Here is a 16849-nt window from a genome sequence, read left to right on the forward strand (position 1 = left end):
CAAGGTTTTTATCCAGGCGACGGGATGCCTGTCGCCGATCGGCGACAAAAATGCCGGGTTAACCCTCGGTTCGTGAGGTGTCGGCGGCAAACAACTTGAAACAGATGGCTTAAACCACTGATTTCATTGATCTTTTTTGGGCTGGCACAGGGTTTGCACTAAGCGGGCATGACCCGCCCGTTTTCGGCCCTCGCGCTGACCCGATCCCTGCGCCACGCGCTGGTGGCGGTTGCCTGCGGCCTCGGTCTGGCCGGCGGCGCGGCGGCGCAAGGGCTGGACTGGGACAACGTCTCCCGCCTGGCCCAGACCCGCGCCGCCACGCCCTGGCAGCCCGCAACCACGCCGCTGCCGCCCGCGCTGGCCGACATCACCTACGACCAGCTGCGCGACATCCGCTTCCGCCCGGCGCGCGCCACCTGGCGCGACCGCCAGCTGCCCTTCGAAGCGCAGTTCTTCCACCTCGGTCTGTACCACACCGAGCCGGTGCGCATCCACGAAGTCGCCCCCGACGGCCAGGTCCACCACCTGGCCTACCGGCCGGACGACTTCGACTGGGGCGCCAACCGCTTCGACACCACCGGCTGGGGCGACCTCGGCCACGCCGGCTTTCGCCTGCACTACCCGCTCAACAGCCTGGCCTACAAGGACGAGCTCGTCGTGTTCCTCGGCGCGAGCTACTTCCGCGCGCTGGGCGCCCAGCAACAGTACGGCCTGTCGGCCCGGGGGCTGGCGATCGACACGGTGGGCGGTGCGGGCGAAGAATTCCCCCGCTTCACCGAGTTCTGGATCCGCCGGCCTGCGCCCGACGCCCGCGAGATCACCGTGCTGGCGCTGCTGGAGTCGCCGCGCGCCACCGGCGCTTACCGCTTCGTCATCCGCCCGGGCTTCTCCACCGTCATGTCCGTGAGCGCGCGCGTCTACCTGCGCGAGGGCGCCGGTCCGGTGGCCACGCTCGGCCTGGCGCCGCTGACCAGCATGTTCCTCAGCGGCGAAAACCAGCCCCTGCCCGGCGACTTCCGGCCCGAGGTGCACGACTCCGACGGTCTGATGATCGCCACCGGCGAAGGCGAGTGGTTGTGGCGGCCCCTGCAGCGTCCGCGCGCCATCGAAGTCAATTCGTTCGCCACCACCAACCCGCGCGGCTTCGGCCTGATGCAACGCGACCGGCGCTTCGCCAGCTACGAAGACCCGGAGGCCCGCTACGAGCGGCGCCCCAGCGCGTGGGTTCGCCCGCTGGGCGACTGGGGCCCGGGGCGCGTGGAACTGGTCCAGCTGCCCACGCCGGACGAAACCCACGACAACATCGTCGCTTACTGGGTGCCGGCGCGGCTGCCCGAGCCGGGCCAGCCGCTCGAATTCCACTACGAGCTGTCGTGGCAGGGCGACGAGGCGCAGCGCCCGCCGTCGAGCTGGGTCACGCAGACCCGGCGCGGCTACGGCTACACGCGCCTGAGTCCGGCCGAGCAGGCGGCCACACCGCAGTTCACCCTCGACTTCGCCGGGCCCGCGCTCGACGCCTTGCCCGCGGGCGCGCCGGTGCGGGCGGTCGTGAGCGCCGACGCCAACGGCCGCGTGGTCGAAACCCTTGCCTACCCCAACCCGGCCACGCGCACCTGGCGCGTGACCCTGCGCGTGGCGCGCGTCGATCCCACCCGCCCGGTGGAGCTGCGCGCCTTTCTTCAACACCAGAACGACACCGTGAGCGAAACATGGACGCACCTGCTGCTGCCCGAATGAGCGCGACCGCCACCCCCGGCCCGCGCAGCGCGCTGCGCGCGCACCGCCACCCCAACGCGGTGACGGCCCCGCCCATCCACCGCGGCTCGATGACGCCGCGGCCCTGGCGCGGCTTCTGGAACAGCGTGGGCACCGCCGCGCTGGGCCTGCTGGCGCGGGCGCTGCCGCCGCGCGAACCGCGGCCCGCCGCCGCGCCGGCCACGCCCGCCGACCGCGCCGCCGCGCGCCGTCGCGCCGCCTTTGTGGCGCTCACGCTCGGCAGCACCGGGCTGGCCGCCTGGCTCTACGCCGACGCCCAACCCGACGCCATCGGCGGCCCGCTGGCCACCGCGCAGCTGGTGCTGTTCAGCGTGCTGTCGGCCTGGGTCGTCACCGGTTTTGTCACCGCGCTCATGGGCTTCTGGGTGATGCTGCGCGGCGACCGCCACACCCTGCGCGCGGCCAGCGTGCGGCACCACGCGATGAACCCCGACGCCCGCACCGCGGTGATCATGCCGATCTGCCACGAGGACGTGTCCACCGTGTTCGCCGGCCTGCGCGCCACGGCCGAGTCGCTGGCAGCCACCGGCGAGGCGCGGCATTTCGACCTGTTCGTGCTCTCCGACAGCGCCGACCCGGCGACCGTGCGCGCCGAACGCGCCGCCTGGGAAGAGCTGCGCGCCGCGCTCAACGGCGCCGACGGCCGGCCGCTGGTGGAGGTGTACTACCGCCGCCGCACGCGCCGCACCCACCGCAAGGCCGGCAACGTGGCCGACTTCTGCCGCCGCTGGGGCCGCGACTACCGCTACATGGTCGTGCTCGACGCCGACAGCGTGATGAGCGGGCGCTGCCTGGTGGACATGGTCAAGCTGATGGAAGCCCATCCGGACGCCGGCATCATCCAGACCGCCACCCAGGCCGTGGGCCACGACACGCTGCACGCCCGCGCGCAGCAGTTCGCCTCGCGCGTCACGGGTCGCCTCTTCACGCTGGGCATGCAGTACTGGCAACTCGGCGAGTCGCACTACTGGGGCCACAACGCGATCCTGCGCGTCGAGCCCTTCATGAAGCACTGCGCGCTGGCGCCGATCGCCGGTCGCGGCGGGCTCAGCGGCAGCATCCTGTCGCACGACTTCGTGGAGGCCGCGCTGATGCGCCGCGCCGGCTATCGCGTGTGGCTGGTGGCCGACCTGCAGGGCAGCTACGAGCAGCAGCCGCCGGACCTGATCAGCGAACTGCAGCGCGACCGCCGCTGGTGCCAGGGCAACTTGCAAAACGCGCGCCTGATGGCCGAGCCCGGCATCCACCGGGTGCACCGCGGCATGTTCGCCATCGGCGCCATGTCCTACCTCTCGGCGCCGCTGTGGCTGGCTTTCCTGGCCTGCGGCGTGGCGCTGTGGCTCACCGACACCGGCAGCGCGCCGGCGTGGCAGGCCGTGCCGGCCGAGCTGCGCAGCCTGTGGGCGTTCACGCTGTGCCTGCTGTTCCTGCCGCGGGTGCTGGGCGTGGTGGGCGTGTTCCTGCGCGGCGAGGTGCGCAACTTCGGCGGCGCGCCCACGCTCCTGGCCAGCGCGGCGCTGGAGACGGTGCAGGCCATGTTGCTGGCGCCGGTGCGCATGCTGGCGCATTCGCTGTTCGTGGTGGTGGCGCTCACCGGCTGGAAGCTGGAGTGGAAATCGCCGCCGCGGGAAGCGGCCGGCGTGGCCTGGCGCGACGCCGCCGCGCAGCTCGGGCCGATGAGCCTGGGCATGGCCGCCGTCGTCAGCGCCCTGGCACTGGTCAACCCGGCCGCGCTCTGGTGGATCGCGCCGGTGGCGGTGCCGGTGTTGCTGGCCGTGCCGATGGCCGTGGCCACCAGCCACGTCGATCTCGGCGGCTGGATGCGGGGGCGCGGTTTCCTGCTGATTCCGGAGGAGTCGTGGTCGCCGGCGGTGTTGCGCCGCGCCTGGCGCCACGCCAGCCGCCTGGCGCTGCGCGCCGCCTGAGCCGTCCACCCGTCACGGGCGCGGCGGCGGACGCAGGTAGCGCGCGTCCGACCACGTGGCGAGCCACTGCGGCGCAAAGGCGACGAACGTGGCGCACAGCAGGCCGGTGAGAAAGGCGTCGCCCCAGGCCAACAGCCACATCGCCACCACCGCCTGATCGGCCTGCAGCGGGTGGGCCGCCAGCAGGCCGGCCCCGCTCACAAACACCACCGCCGCGGTCCCGAGAAAGCCGCGGCCCAGCGTGTAGACAAACGGGTTGGGCGGCAGCCAGCGCCGCAGCGCGGCGCCCAGGGCCACGGCCAGCGTGGCCGGCAGGACGCCCAGCCACCACAGCTGGGCGGCCAGCGCACCGACCTGCGCATCGCCCACCAGCCAGGTCACCAGCGCCGCCAGCCACAGCACCGGCACCGCGAGCGGCCAGCCCAGCATCAGCACCACCGCCGAGGCCCCCGACACGCGCAGCGGCAACCCGGCCGGCAGCGCCGCCGGCAGGCTCCAGAGCAGGGGCAGCAGCACCACCACGGCCAGCGCTGGCGACAGCAGCGCACCGCCGAGCATGCGCCACGGCCTCAGCCACAAGGCCAGGGCCAGCGCGGCCGCGCTCAGCCCGAGTTCGATCCAGAGAATCCAGCCGTCCGCCATCGCGCCCTCCTCGCCGCCGCAGTATCGGGGCGCGGGCCCGCAGCGGGCTTGACCGGCGTCAACCCATGCCGGGCAGCTTGGGCATGCCTTTCATGCCGCCCATGCGCTTCATCATCTTCATGAGGCCGCCGCCCTTCATCTTCTTCATCATGTCCTGCATCTGCTCAAACTCCTTGAGCAGGCGGTTCACATCCTGCACCGCCACACCCGCGCCGGCGGCGATGCGGCGCTTGCGGGTGGCCTTGATCAGCTCAGGCTTGCGGCGCTCCTGCGGCGTCATGCTACAGATGATGCCCTCCTTGCGCCGGATGTCGCGCTCGGCCCGGTTCAGGTCGGCCTCGCTCGCCTTGGCCGCCAGGTTGCCGGGCAGCTTGTCCATCAGGCTGGACAGGCCGCCCATCTGCTTCATCTGGCGGATCTGGTCGAGAAAATCGTTGAGGTCGAACTCGCCGCCGCCCTTGACCTTGGCCGCGAGCTTTTGCGCCTGCGCCATGTCGACGCCGGCGGTCACCTGCTCGACCAGCGCAACGATGTCGCCCATGCCCAGCACGCGCTGCGCGTGACGCTCGGCGTCAAACACCTCCAGGCCGTCGATCTTTTCGCTCACACCGGCGAACTTGATCGGCACACCGGTCACCGACCGCACCGACAGCGCCGCGCCACCGCGCGAGTCGCCGTCGAGCTTGGTCAGCACGATGCCGGTCAGGGGCAAGGCCTCCTTGAAGGCGCGCGCGGTGTTGATCGCGTCCTGACCCTGCATGGCATCCACGACGAACAGCGTCTCCACCGGGTTGAGCGCGGCGTGCAGGCCCTGGATCTCGCGCATCAGCGCCTCGTCGATCGCCAGCCGGCCGGCGGTGTCGACCAGGAGCACGTCGAAATAGTGACGGCGCGCATGGTCGAGCGCGGCGCGGGCGATGTCCAGCGGCTGCTGGTCGGGCGTGCTGGGGAACCACTCGGCCCCGGCCTGCGCGGTGACAGTCTTGAGCTGCTCGATGGCGGCGGGGCGGTACACGTCGCCAGAAACGGTGAGCACCTTCTTCTTGCGCTTCTGGATCAGGTGGCGCGCGAGCTTGGCGGTGGTGGTGGTCTTGCCGGCGCCCTGCAAACCGGCCATGAGAATGACCGCCGGCGGCTGGGCCGCGAGGTTGAGTTCGGCCACCGGCCGCGGGCCGGCCGCATCGTCCGCCCCCATGGTCGCCGCCAGCTCGCGGTTGACGATGCCCACCAGCGCCTGCCCGGGCGTGAGCGACCCCACCACCTCGGCGCCCAGCGCTTTTTCTTTGACCCGCGCGATGAAATCCCGCACCACCGGCAGCGCCACGTCAGCCTCCAGCAGGGCCATGCGCACCTCGCGCAGCATGTCGGTGACGTTGCTCTCGGTGATGCGCGCCTGACCGCGCATTTCCTTGACGATGCGGGAGAGGCGTTCGGACAGGGCTGAGGCCATGGGTGGGCTCGCGGTGAGGGGGAAAGAGGCGCCCGCGGGAGGGCGCGGGGCGGGCCGCGGTGCCGGGGCCCGGCGGGCGCGGCGCAGCCGTATAAACTGTGCCGACGATTTTAGCCCCGCCCCCGCCCGGACGGCGGTGCCCACACCCGCATGAACCAGTTGCCCCTGTTCGCCATCGGCTGGCCGGCCGCCGTCTTCTCCGGCGCCTCGGCCCTGGCGTATGCGCTGCTCGCGTGGGCGCATCCGCGACTCAGCGCCGCCCAGGCGCGCAACCTCCTGGCTGCGGCGTGGTTCCTGCACCTGCTGGTGTTGCTCGCCGGCCTGCTGGAGCAGCCGGCGCGCTTCGGCTTCGCGCCGGCGCTGTCGGTCACGGCCTGGCTGGTGTTGACCGTCTACCTGATCGAGAGTCGCCTGTACCCGCAGTTGCGCGCGCGCTGGACGCTGGCCGTCGTGGGCGCGGCGGCGGTGTTGCTGGCGGTGGCCTTCCCGGGCGCGCAGTACCCGCACGTGCATTCGGGCTGGATGCCGCTGCACTGGGCGCTCGGCATCGCCTCATACGGCTTGATCGCGGCCGCCGTGGGCCACGCGTGGCTGATGCAGCGGGCCGAGGCGGCCATGCGGCGCGGCACCACGTCCGAGGCCGCGATGCCCCTGCTCACGCTGGAACGCCTGACCTTCCGCTTCGTCGGCGCGGGTTTCGTGCTGCTGAGCGCCACGCTGCTGGCCGGCTGGTGGTTCACGAGTTCCCTGAACCACCGCTGGGTCTGGGACCACAAGACGGTGTTTTCGGTGCTGGCCTGGGCCACGATGGGGGTGCTGCTGTGGGGCCGCTGGCGGCTCGGCTGGCGCGGCCGCACCGCGGTGCGCACGCTGTATCTCGGCGCCAGTTTTTTGCTGCTGGGCTATGTCGGCTCGCGCTTCGTGCTCGAAGTGTTGCTGCAGCGGCCGGGTGCCTGAGGAGCCGCGGTGAAGTACCTGCTGGTCCTCGTGGTGGTGCTTGTGGCGGTGTACGTCTGGAAGCAGTCGCGCCGCCGCGACGATGCCCCTGCCCCGCCGCCCCGCCCCCGCGCGGACGCCACGCCGGCCCTGATGGTGGCCTGCCGCCACTGCGGCACCCACCTGCCGCAGGCCGATGCGTTGCCTGGCCAGAGCGGCGCCCACTACTGCAGCGCCGAACACCGGCGCGCCCAGCACGACGACGGGCGCTGACGCCATGGCGCGAGAGGGACGTTCCTCGTTCCAGCCGTCGTGGCACTCGGTGATGGAGCCCGCCGGTCCGCCCAGCGCGGGGGTGTCCCGCGCACCGGCGACCGCGCGCCTGTGGGTCGCCTTCATGCGGGCTCGGCTGGCGGTGGCCGTGGTGCTGCTGTCGCTGCAAGCCTTCGTGGTCTTCACCGGCACCGGCGGTCCGCCCTGGCTGCTCGGTGTGGGCGGCCTGCACGTGGCGGCCTGCCTGGTGATGCTGTGGGTGCCGCCGGGCGGCAGTTCGCGCGGGCGCCAGTGGCGCTGGCTGCTGACCATCGGCGTCGATCTCGCCGTCTTCGCGGTGCTGCAGGGCTGGCAGACCAGCTCCATCAATTTCACCCCGCTGTTCGCCCTGCCCGTGCTGCTGGGGGCGATTCTGGGCCCCCTGATCCTCGGGCTGGCGGCGGCCGCGGCGGCCACGCTGACGATGCTCGCGGACGCCTGGTGGAGCGCGCCGCTGTTCAGCGAAATCAGCACCACGCGCTTCCTGCAGGCCGGTCTGGCCGGCATGGGATTCTTCCTGGTGGCGGTGCTGGCGCACCAGCTGGCCTTGCGGCTCGCGCGCGAGGAGGCGGTGGCCGCCAAAAGCCAGGCCGCCGCCCGCGCGCAGACGCAGGTCAACGAACTGATCATCGACAGCCTGGACATCGGCGTGCTGGTCGTCGATCCGCACGGCGTGGTGCGCAACGCCAATCCCGCGGCCCGGCGCATGCTCATGGGGGAACGTTACCCCGAGGGGGCGCGGCTGCTGCTCTCCGGTCAGGCCGCGTGGGCCCACCTGTCGCTGCTGGTGACCGAGACCTTCGTCAGTGGCCAGCCGCTGACCGGCGAGGCCACGATCGCCCACGAAGACCGGGCGAGCCAGCGCGTGCAGGTGCGAACCCACCTGACACCCACCGAACACCAGCGCGCCGGTCTGTGCGTGTTGTTCCTGGAAGACCAGCGCGAGGTCGAGGCGCGGGTGCGCACCGAGAAACTCGCGGCCATGGGCCGCATGTCCGCCGCCGTGGCCCACGAAATCCGCAATCCCCTGTCCGCCATCACGCAGGCCAACGCCCTGCTGGATGAAGAGGTGCGCGAGCCGGCCCAGAAGCGGCTGACCCAGATGATCGGGCAAAACGCGCAGCGCCTGGCCCGGATCGTCGACGACATCCTCAACGTGGCACGGGCGCAGCCCACCCCCATCGACAGCCGCGTGCCCCCTCTGCCGCTGGACGCGGCCGTGCGGCGTGTGGTCAACGAATGGTCGCGGCAACACCCGCTGGGCAAAGGACTGGCCCTGCACACCCACGCCGCCGATGCCGGCATTGGCTTCGATCCCGACCACCTGCGCCGCCTGCTGGTCAACCTGCTCGACAACGCGGTGCGCTTCGCCAGCGGCGAGGCCGGATCGATCCGCGTCATCACCCAGACCGTCGGCACCGACGAAATCCGCCTGTCGGTGTGGAGCGACGGCGCGCCGCTGGAACCCACCGTGCAGCGGCACCTGTTTGAGCCCTTCTTTTCGTCGGAAAGCCGCTCCAGCGGCCTCGGTCTGTACCTGTGCCGCGAGTTGTGCGAGCGCTATGGCGCGCAGATCGCGTACCGGCGCACGCGGCTCGATCAGCGCGAGGGCAATGAGTTCTACATCACCGCGCCGCTGATGCGTGCCGGCGACGGCCCGCGCAGCGGCCGCGGTGCGCTGGCCACGCAGCACAGCCTGCCGTACGACCAGAGCGACATCCACGCCACGCCCGGCACCATCTTCGACCCCGATCCCAGCCAGCCTGGCACGGCCCCCCGCTGAATCCATGACCTCCGACGCCAGCCCCCGATTGCTCGTCGTCGACGACGAGCCCGACCTGCGCACCTTGTATGAGCTGACCCTGCTGCGCGAAGGCCACGCGGTGCAGAGCGCCGGCGACCTCGGCGAAGCCCGTCGCCTGCTGGCCGCGCAGCGCTTCGACGTGGTCATCACCGACATGCGCCTGCCCGACGGGCTGGGCCTGTCGCTCGTGCGGGAACTGGCCGACCCCACCCGCGGCGAACGCTGCATCGTGATCACCGCCTATGGCTCGGCCGAGAACGCGGTGGAGGCGCTGAAGGCCGGCGCTTTCGACTACCTCACCAAGCCGGTGGACCTCAAGCAGTTGCGCGCCGCCGTGCGCGCCGCGCTGAGCCACCGCCCCACGCCGACGGGCCCCGCCGCGCGGGTCACCCCCGGCTCCGCGCGCGAGGCCTCGTCGGCCCAACCCGCGCCCGGCGGCGACGCCGCGCTGGCCCGCCTGGCCGGCATCTCGCCCGCCATGGAGCAGGTGCGCGGCCGGATCGCCAAGGTCGCCACCAGCATGGCGCCCGTGTTGATCCTGGGCGAGTCCGGCACCGGCAAGGAACTGGTGGCCCGTGCGGTGCACGCCTGCAGCCACCGGCGCGACGGCCCCTTCGTGGCGGTCAATTGCGGTGCCATCCCCGAGCACCTGATCGAAGCCGAGTTCTTCGGCGCGCGCAAGGGCGCCTACACCGGCGCCAGCGCCGACCGCGACGGCTATTTCCAGGCCGCGCGCGGCGGCACGCTGTTCCTCGACGAGATTGGCGACTTGCCACTGGCCATGCAGGCCAAGCTGCTGCGCGCGATCCAGGAGCGACAGGTGCGTGCGCTCGGCGGCGTGCAGGAAGAGTCGGTGGACGTGCGCCTGGTCAGCGCCACCCACCGCGACCTGGCGGCCCTCGTGCAGGCCGGCCAGTTCCGGCAAGACCTGTTCTACCGCCTCAACGTGATTGCGTTGCGCACGCCGCCGCTGCGCGAGCGCCGCGAGGACCTGCCTTTCCTGATCGACGCGCTGTTGCGTCGGCTGTGCGACGACAGTGGCCAGCCGATGCCCACGCTGGGCGCCGATGTGCTGCGCTGGCTGCAGGCGCACCCGCTGCCGGGCAACGTGCGCGAGCTCGAGAACCTGCTGCAGCGCGCGCTCGCGCTGGGCAACGGCGACCGCCTCACCCTGGCGGATTTTGAGGACGCCGGCAGCCCCGGCATCGCCCCGGCCAGCGAGGCCGACGACCCCGACACCGAACCCGTCGGTCTCGACGACCTCGCCCCCGCGCTGCCGTCCGACCTGCAACGCTTTCTGGACGAACAGGAACGCCAGGTGCTGCTGCAGGCGCTGCGCGAGTGTGGCTACAACCGCACCGCCGCCGCCACCCGGCTGGGCCTGAACCTGCGCCAGATGCGCTACCGCATCCAGCGCCTGGGCATCACCATGCCGGGCGAGGGTGACGACGATGAGCGTTGACCCGAGCCCACCGCCGTCGGCCTGGGTGGACGGCTGGCTGCAACGCGCCCGGCGCTGCCCCTCCCCGAACCACGGCCCCCGCCCCGCCGACGCCCGCATCGACCTGATCGTGGTGCACTCGATCAGCCTGCCGCCCGGCGAATACGGCGGCGACGCGATCGAACGCCTCTTCACCAACACGCTCGACTGGGACGCGCACCCCTACCTCAAGACCATCCGCGGCCTGCAGGTGTCGGCGCATTTCCTGATCCGCCGCGACGGTACGCTGATCCAGTTTGTCGACACCGATGCGCGGGCCTGGCACGCCGGCCGTTCCCACTGGGACGGGCGCGACAACCGCAACGACGATTCCATCGGCGTGGAACTGGAAGGTCTGGAGGGCGACCGCTTCGAGCTGGCGCAATACCGCGCCCTGGCCGCCCTGTGCCGCGACCTCGCCCGGCGCCACCCGATCGAGCGCATCGCCGGCCACGAACACATCGCCCCGGGCCGGAAAAACGACCCCGGTCCCGGTTTCGAGTGGGTGCAACTGCAACATGACCTGGGCTGGCCAGCCGGGTGTTTTCCCGAAGTGGTGGCCTCCACCGCGGGTGAACCGCCGCAGCCGGCCTGACACCCCGCCTCGCGACGCGCCAGACACCGTGCGGCCTGCGCGCCCAAATCGGCCCGAAGGCCCCGCCGTTGCTGCGTTTCGGGCCCCGCATCACGCGCCGGCAAGCCCGCCCACGGCGTCGCGCCTGCGGCCCTCACCCGGGGCTTTTTGCCCTGCGAAATGCGCCCGATCGTGGTGCAGCGCAACGACCCCGAAACACTACCGCTAGTGCCTTGTTCCCCCCTGGCACACCAGATATAGTGTGCGCCTGAGATTGCACGCGACCGGTTGGCCCGGGCCCCATGCCCAGCCCGCAGCCCGACCGTCGCCCCTCCAGGCCACAACAAACAACACACAGAGGAACCATGCTGACCGCGTCCATCACCCCTTCGCCTTCCCACGCCGCCGCGATGCCCTCGCCCAGCCTCGGAGGCGCCAGCGCGCCCGCCGTGAGCGCCAGCGCGCTGGCGCACTACCAGATCATCCGCCGCAACGGCGCCGTGGTGCCGTTCGAGCCCAGCAAGATCGCCGTGGCTCTGATGAAGGCCTTCCTGGCGGTGCATGGCACGCAGGGCGCGGCCTCCGCCAGCGTGCGCGAGACCGTGGAGGAACTCACCCAGGCCGTGGTCCGCGCGCTCATGCGCTCGCGCCCGGGCGGTGGCACCTTCCACATCGAAGACGTGCAGGACCAGGTCGAACTCGGCCTGATGCGCGGCAGCCACCACGAAGTCGCCCGCGCCTACGTGCTGTACCGCGAGCGTCGCGCCGCCGAACGCGCCGCGCAGGCCGCCACCACCGCCCAGCCGGCCGAGCCGGTGCTGCACGTGATGGACGGCGGCCAGCGCGTGGCGCTGGACGTGTCGGCCCTCACCCGACTGATCACCGAGGCCTGCGCCGGCCTGGGTGCCGACGTCAAGCCCGAGCCGATCGTGGCCGAGACCAAGCGCAACCTGTACGACGGCGTGCCGATCGACGAGGTGTACAAGGCCGCCATCCTGGCCGCGCGCACGCTGATCGAGAAGGACCCGGACTACACATACGCCACCGCCCGCCTGCTGCTGCACACGATCGTCAAGGAGATCCTGGGCGACGAGGTCCCGCAAGCCGAGATGGGCCAGCGCTACGCCGACTACTTCCCCGGCTTCATCAAGAAGGGCGTGGAAGCCGAGCTGCTGAACCCGGACCTGCTGCAATTCGACCTGGCCCGCCTGGGCGCCGCCCTCAAGCCGGAGCGCGACCTGCAGTTCGACTACCTCGGCCTGCAGACCCTGTACGACCGCTATTTCCTGCACGTGCGCAAGACCCGCATCGAGCTGCCGCAGGCCTTCTTCATGCGTGTGGCCATGGGCCTGGCGCTGGGTGAAATCGACCGCGAAGCGCGCGCGATCGAGTTCTACGAGGTGCTCTCCTCGTTCGACTTCATGTCGTCCACGCCCACGCTGTTCAACAGCGGCACGTTGCGCTCGCAACTCTCCAGCTGCTACCTGACCACGGTGCCGGACGACCTGGACGGGATCTACGAATCCATCAAGGAAAACGCGCTGCTGTCGAAGTTCGCCGGCGGTCTGGGCAACGACTGGACGCGCGTGCGCGCCCTGGGCTCGCACATCAAGGGCACCAACGGCGAGTCGCAGGGCGTGGTTCCGTTCCTGAAGGTGGTCAACGACACCGCGGTGGCCGTCAACCAGGGCGGCAAACGCAAAGGCGCGGTCTGCACCTACCTGGAAACCTGGCACCTGGACATCGAGGAATTCCTCGAACTGCGCAAGAACACGGGCGATGACCGCCGCCGCACCCACGACATGAACACGGCGAACTGGATTCCCGACCTGTTCATGCGCCGCGTGCTGGAAAAAGGCGAGTGGAGCCTGTTCTCCCCGTCCAACGTGCCCGACCTGCACGACAAGTTCGGCGCCGACTTCGAGCGCGCGTACGTGGCCTACGAAGAAAAGGCCGCGCGCGGCGAGATCAAGCCCTACCGCAAGGTGCCGGCCACCGACCTGTGGCGCAAGATGCTGTCGATGCTGTTCGAGACCGGCCATCCCTGGATCACCTTCAAGGATGCCTGCAACGTGCGCTCGCCCCAGCAGCACGCCGGCGTGGTGCACTCGTCCAACCTCTGCACCGAGATCACCCTCAACACCAGCGACGCCGAAACCGCGGTCTGCAACCTCGGCTCGGTCAACTTGCACCGCCACCTCAAGGACGGCGCCAACGGCAAAGAACTCGACCACGCCAAGCTGCAGAAGACGATCACCACCGCGATGCGCATGCTCGACAACGTGATCGACATCAACTACTACGCGGTGAAGAAGGCGCGCGACTCGAACCTGCGCCACCGTCCGGTCGGGCTGGGCATCATGGGCTTCCAGGACGCACTGTACGAACTGCGCGTGCCCTACGCGTCGGAATCCGCCGTCGACTTTGCCGACCGCTCCATGGAAGCCGTCTGCTACTACGCCTACTGGGCGTCCACCGAACTCGCCAAGGAACGCGGCCGCTACAGCAGCTTCAAGGGCTCGCTGTGGGACAAGGGCATCCTGCCGCCCGACACGCTCGACCTGCTGGCGCAGGAACGCGGCGGCTATGTGGACGTGGACCGCTCGCGCAGCCTCGACTGGGACGCGCTGCGTGCCAAGATCGCCCGCGACGGCATGCGCAACTCCAACTGCGTCGCCATCGCGCCGACCGCCACCATCTCCAACATCATCGGCGTGGACGCCTCCATCGAGCCCTGCTTCGGCAACCTCTCGGTGAAGTCCAACCTCTCCGGCGAGTTCACCGTCATCAACAGCTACCTGGTGAAGGACCTCAAGCGCCTGGGTCTGTGGGACGACGTGATGGTCATGGACCTCAAGCACTTCGATGGTTCGCTGCGTCCGATCGACCGCGTGCCCCAGGACATCAAGGCCCTGTACGCCACGGCCTTTGAGGTCGAGCCGGTGTGGCTGGTCGAGGCGGCGGCGCGTCGCCAGAAGTGGATCGATCAGGCGCAGAGCCTGAACATCTACATGGCCGGCGCTTCCGGCAAAAAGCTCGACGAGACCTACAAGCTCGCCTGGCTGCGCGGTCTGAAGACGACCTACTACCTCCGCACCACCTCGGCCACACAGGTCGAAAAGTCGACCGGCCGCACCGGCCAGCTCAACGCCGTGGCCGTGGCGCCTAGTGCGCCCGCCGCATCCGCAGCGGCCGAACCCGCCACCGATGTGAAGTTCTGCGCCATCGACGATCCGGGGTGCGAAGCCTGCCAGTGAACGCGCGCTGAGGTCCGGGGCGATGCGACACCGCAACACAACGCCCCGCCCCGCGCGCGCGCGGCTTTGCATTTCATGCCGACACTTTGATAATCCACCGAATTGGACAAGCCACCATGCTGACCTGGGAAGACAACGTCACACCCGTCTCGAAGCCCTCGCTGAGCCCCCGGCCGACGCCGACCCCGGGCCTGCAGACCTCACCGGTTGGTGAGCGCGCCCCCGTCACCCCGACGATTCCCCAACCCGCGGCCTCCGTGGCGCCGACGCCGGCAGCCGCGGACGAGCACCGCCGCATCAACGTCGCGGACAAACGCATCATCAACGGCCAGACCGACGTCAACCAGCTGGTGCCGTTCAAGTACAAGTGGGCGTGGGAGAAGTACCTCGCCACCTGCGCCAACCACTGGATGCCGCAGGAAGTGAACATGAGCCGCGACATCGCGCTCTGGAAAGACCCGAACGGCCTGACCGAAGACGAGCGCCGCATCGTCAAGCGCAACCTCGGCTTCTTCGTCACCGCCGACTCGCTGGCAGCCAACAACATCACGCTGGGTACCTACCGTCACATCACTGCCCCCGAATGCCGCCAGTTCCTGCTGCGCCAGGCCTTCGAGGAAGCGATCCACACGCACGCCTACCAGTACATCGTGGAGTCGCTGGGCCTCGATGAAGGCGAGATCTTCAACGCCTACAACGAAGTCCAGTCCATCCGCGACAAGGACGAGTTCCTGATCCCGTTCATCGACGCGATCATGGACCCGAACTTCCACACCGGCACGCCCGAGAACGACCAGAAGCTGCTCAAGAGCCTGATCGTTTTTGCGTGCCTGATGGAAGGCCTGTTCTTCTACGTCGGCTTCACGCAGATCCTGGCGCTGGGCCGGCAGAACAAGATGACGGGCGCCGCCGAGCAGTACCAGTACATCCTGCGCGACGAATCGATGCACTGCAATTTCGGCATCGACCTGATCAACGCGATCAAGCTGGAGAACCCGCTGCTGTGGACGCCGCAATTCAAGGCCGAGATCAAGGAGCTGTTCCTCAAGGCCGTTGAGCTCGAGTACCGCTACGCCGAAGACACGATGCCGCGCGGCGTGCTGGGCCTCAACGCCTCGATGTTCAAGGGTTACCTGCGCTACATCGCCAACCGCCGCGCCACGCAGATCGGCCTGGAGCCGCTCTTCCCCAACGAAGAGAACCCCTTCCCCTGGATGAGCGAGATGATCGATCTCAAGAAGGAGCGCAACTTCTTTGAGACGCGGGTCATCGAGTACCAGACCGGCGGCGCACTGTCCTGGGACTGACCGGCCCGGGCCCGCATTGCCTTCACCGACATGACGATCGACACACCAGCAACCCGCAACCGGCGCGATGGCGCGGCTGATGGGCGGCTGTCACCGGATTCAACCCCGTGGGGTCCTTTGTGGATGCATCCGCACGACCCCAGGCGGTTGAATCACTTCGCCGGACGCGATACCCCGGCTGAAGTGCTTCTTGCAACTTGATCAAGGAGAAAACAATGGCAACTGCGAAGAAAGCCCCGGCCAAGAAGGCCGCGCCGGCGAAGAAAGCCGCGCCGGCGAAGAAGGCCGCTCCGGCGAAGAAAGCCGCTCCGGCGAAGAAAGCCGCCCCGGCGAAGAAAGCCGCTCCGGCGAAGAAAGCCGCTCCGGCGAAGAAAGCCGCTCCGGCGAAGAAAGCCGCTCCGGCGAAGAAAGCCGCTCCGGCGAAGAAAGCCGCTCCGGCGAAGAAAGCCGCTCCGGCGAAGAAAGCCGCTCCGGCGAAGAAAGCCGCTCCGGCGAAGAAAGCCGCTCCGGCGAAGAAAGCCGCTCCGGCGAAGAAAGCCGCTCCGGCGAAGAAAGCCGCTCCGGCGAAGAAAGCCGCTCCGGCGAAGAAAGCCGCTCCGGCGAAGAAAGCCGCTCCGGCGAAGAAAGCCGCTCCGGCGAAGAAAGCCGCTCCGGCGAAGAAAGCCGCTCCGGCGAAGAAAGCCGCTCCGGCGAAGAAAGCCGCTCCGGCGAAGAAAGCCGCTCCGGCGAAGAAAGCCGCTCCGGCGAAGAAAGCCGCTCCGGCGAAGAAAGCCGCTCCGGCGAAGAAAGCCGCTCCGGCGAAGAAAGCCGCTCCGGCGAAGAAAGCCGCTCCGGCGAAGAAAGCCGCTCCGGCGAAGAAAGCCGCTCCGGCGAAGAAAGCCGCTCCGGCGAAGAAAGCCGCTCCGGCGAAGAAAGCCGCTCCGGCGAAGAAAGCCGCTCCGGCGAAGAAAGCCGCTCCGGCGAAGAAAGCCGCTCCGGCGAAGAAAGCCGCTCCGGCGAAGAAAGCCGCTCCGGCGAAGAAAGCCGCTCCGGCGAAGAAAGCCGCTCCGGCGAAGAAAGCCGCTCCGGCGAAGAAAGCCGCTCCGGCGAAGAAAGCCGCTCCGGCGAAGAAAGCCGCTCCGGCGAAGAAAGCCGCCCCGGCGAAGAAAGCCGCTCCGGCGAAGAAAGCCGCCCCGGCGAAGAAAGCTGCCCCGGCCAAGAAAGCCGCCCCCGCGAAGAAGGCAGCCCCCGCAAAAAAAGCTGAGCCGGCCAAGAAGCCGGCTGCCCCTGCTCCCGCGGCTGCTCCCGCCGCCCAGACCAAGCTGAACCCGCAGGCCGCCTGGCCGTTCCCGACGTCCAGCAAGCCCTGATCCTGTCGGATCACCGGTCTGATGAAAACCCGGCGCG

12 protein-coding genes are annotated in these 16849 nt (G+C 69.9%); 10 read left to right on the forward strand and 2 right to left on the reverse strand.

Annotated features, from left to right (window positions below):
• The first annotated feature begins 168 nt into the window (after positions 1 to 168).
• Positions 169 to 1737 (forward strand): glucan biosynthesis protein G, encoded by a 1569-nt coding sequence (locus AC2D80_RS10475; protein WP_484632960.1) that lies wholly within the window; start codon positions 169 to 171, stop codon positions 1735 to 1737.
• Positions 1734 to 3701 carry a glucans biosynthesis glucosyltransferase MdoH gene (gene mdoH / locus AC2D80_RS10480; RefSeq protein WP_484632961.1) on the forward strand — a complete coding sequence of 656 codons (1968 nt, stop codon included), beginning with the start codon at positions 1734 to 1736 and terminating at the stop codon, positions 3699 to 3701. The genes AC2D80_RS10475 and mdoH overlap by 4 nt, the downstream gene beginning before the upstream one ends.
• A gap of 12 nt (positions 3702 to 3713) precedes the next feature.
• On the opposite strand, the gene AC2D80_RS10485 is transcribed toward mdoH, so the two are convergent.
• Both AC2D80_RS10485 and ffh read right to left on the reverse strand, forming a co-directional pair.
• Positions 3714 to 4343, reverse strand: coding sequence for a hypothetical protein (locus tag AC2D80_RS10485; protein WP_484632962.1), 630 nt, complete (start codon positions 4341 to 4343; stop codon positions 3714 to 3716).
• A 58-nt stretch (positions 4344 to 4401) separates the two neighbouring features.
• Positions 4402 to 5793, reverse strand: a complete 1392-nt coding sequence (gene ffh, locus AC2D80_RS10490) for a signal recognition particle protein (protein WP_484632963.1) — start codon at positions 5791 to 5793, stop codon at positions 4402 to 4404.
• A 150-nt stretch (positions 5794 to 5943) separates the two neighbouring features.
• Between ffh and AC2D80_RS10495 the strand changes: the two genes are divergently transcribed.
• The 8 genes from AC2D80_RS10495 (at position 5944) to AC2D80_RS10530 (ending at position 16706) form a co-directional block, all read left to right on the forward strand.
• Positions 5944 to 6750: a cytochrome C assembly family protein gene (locus AC2D80_RS10495; RefSeq protein WP_484632964.1), complete on the forward strand. Its 807-nt coding sequence runs from the start codon at positions 5944 to 5946 to the stop codon at positions 6748 to 6750.
• Between the two features lie 9 nt (positions 6751 to 6759).
• Complete coding sequence (locus tag AC2D80_RS10500; protein ID WP_484632965.1) at positions 6760 to 7002, forward strand: PP0621 family protein; 243 nt, start codon at positions 6760 to 6762, stop codon at positions 7000 to 7002.
• A gap of 4 nt (positions 7003 to 7006) precedes the next feature.
• Positions 7007 to 8824, forward strand: coding sequence for a sensor histidine kinase (locus tag AC2D80_RS10505; protein ID WP_484632966.1), 1818 nt, complete (start codon positions 7007 to 7009; stop codon positions 8822 to 8824).
• Positions 8825 to 8828: 4 nt separating this feature from the next.
• The gene (locus AC2D80_RS10510) at positions 8829 to 10307 is read left to right on the forward strand and encodes a sigma-54-dependent transcriptional regulator (protein ID WP_484632967.1); all 1479 of its coding nucleotides are present in this window, start codon (positions 8829 to 8831) and stop codon (positions 10305 to 10307) included.
• On the forward strand, positions 10297 to 10920 hold the full coding sequence (gene ampD / locus AC2D80_RS10515; RefSeq protein ID WP_484632968.1) for a 1,6-anhydro-N-acetylmuramyl-L-alanine amidase AmpD: 624 nt from the start codon (positions 10297 to 10299) through the stop codon (positions 10918 to 10920). The genes AC2D80_RS10510 and ampD overlap by 11 nt, the downstream gene beginning before the upstream one ends.
• Positions 10921 to 11309: 389 nt before the next feature.
• On the forward strand, positions 11310 to 14156 hold the full coding sequence (locus AC2D80_RS10520; RefSeq protein WP_484633321.1) for a ribonucleoside-diphosphate reductase subunit alpha: 2847 nt from the start codon (positions 11310 to 11312) through the stop codon (positions 14154 to 14156).
• A gap of 116 nt (positions 14157 to 14272) precedes the next feature.
• A complete protein-coding gene (locus AC2D80_RS10525; protein ID WP_484632969.1) occupies positions 14273 to 15463 on the forward strand; it encodes a ribonucleotide-diphosphate reductase subunit beta in 1191 nt (396 codons plus the stop codon).
• Positions 15464 to 15653: 190 nt separating this feature from the next.
• Positions 15654 to 16706: a hypothetical protein gene (locus AC2D80_RS10530; protein WP_484632970.1), complete on the forward strand. Its 1053-nt coding sequence runs from the start codon at positions 15654 to 15656 to the stop codon at positions 16704 to 16706.
• Positions 16707 to 16849 lie beyond the last annotated feature (143 nt).

This window comes from Hydrogenophaga sp. T66 (genome assembly GCF_057219855.1).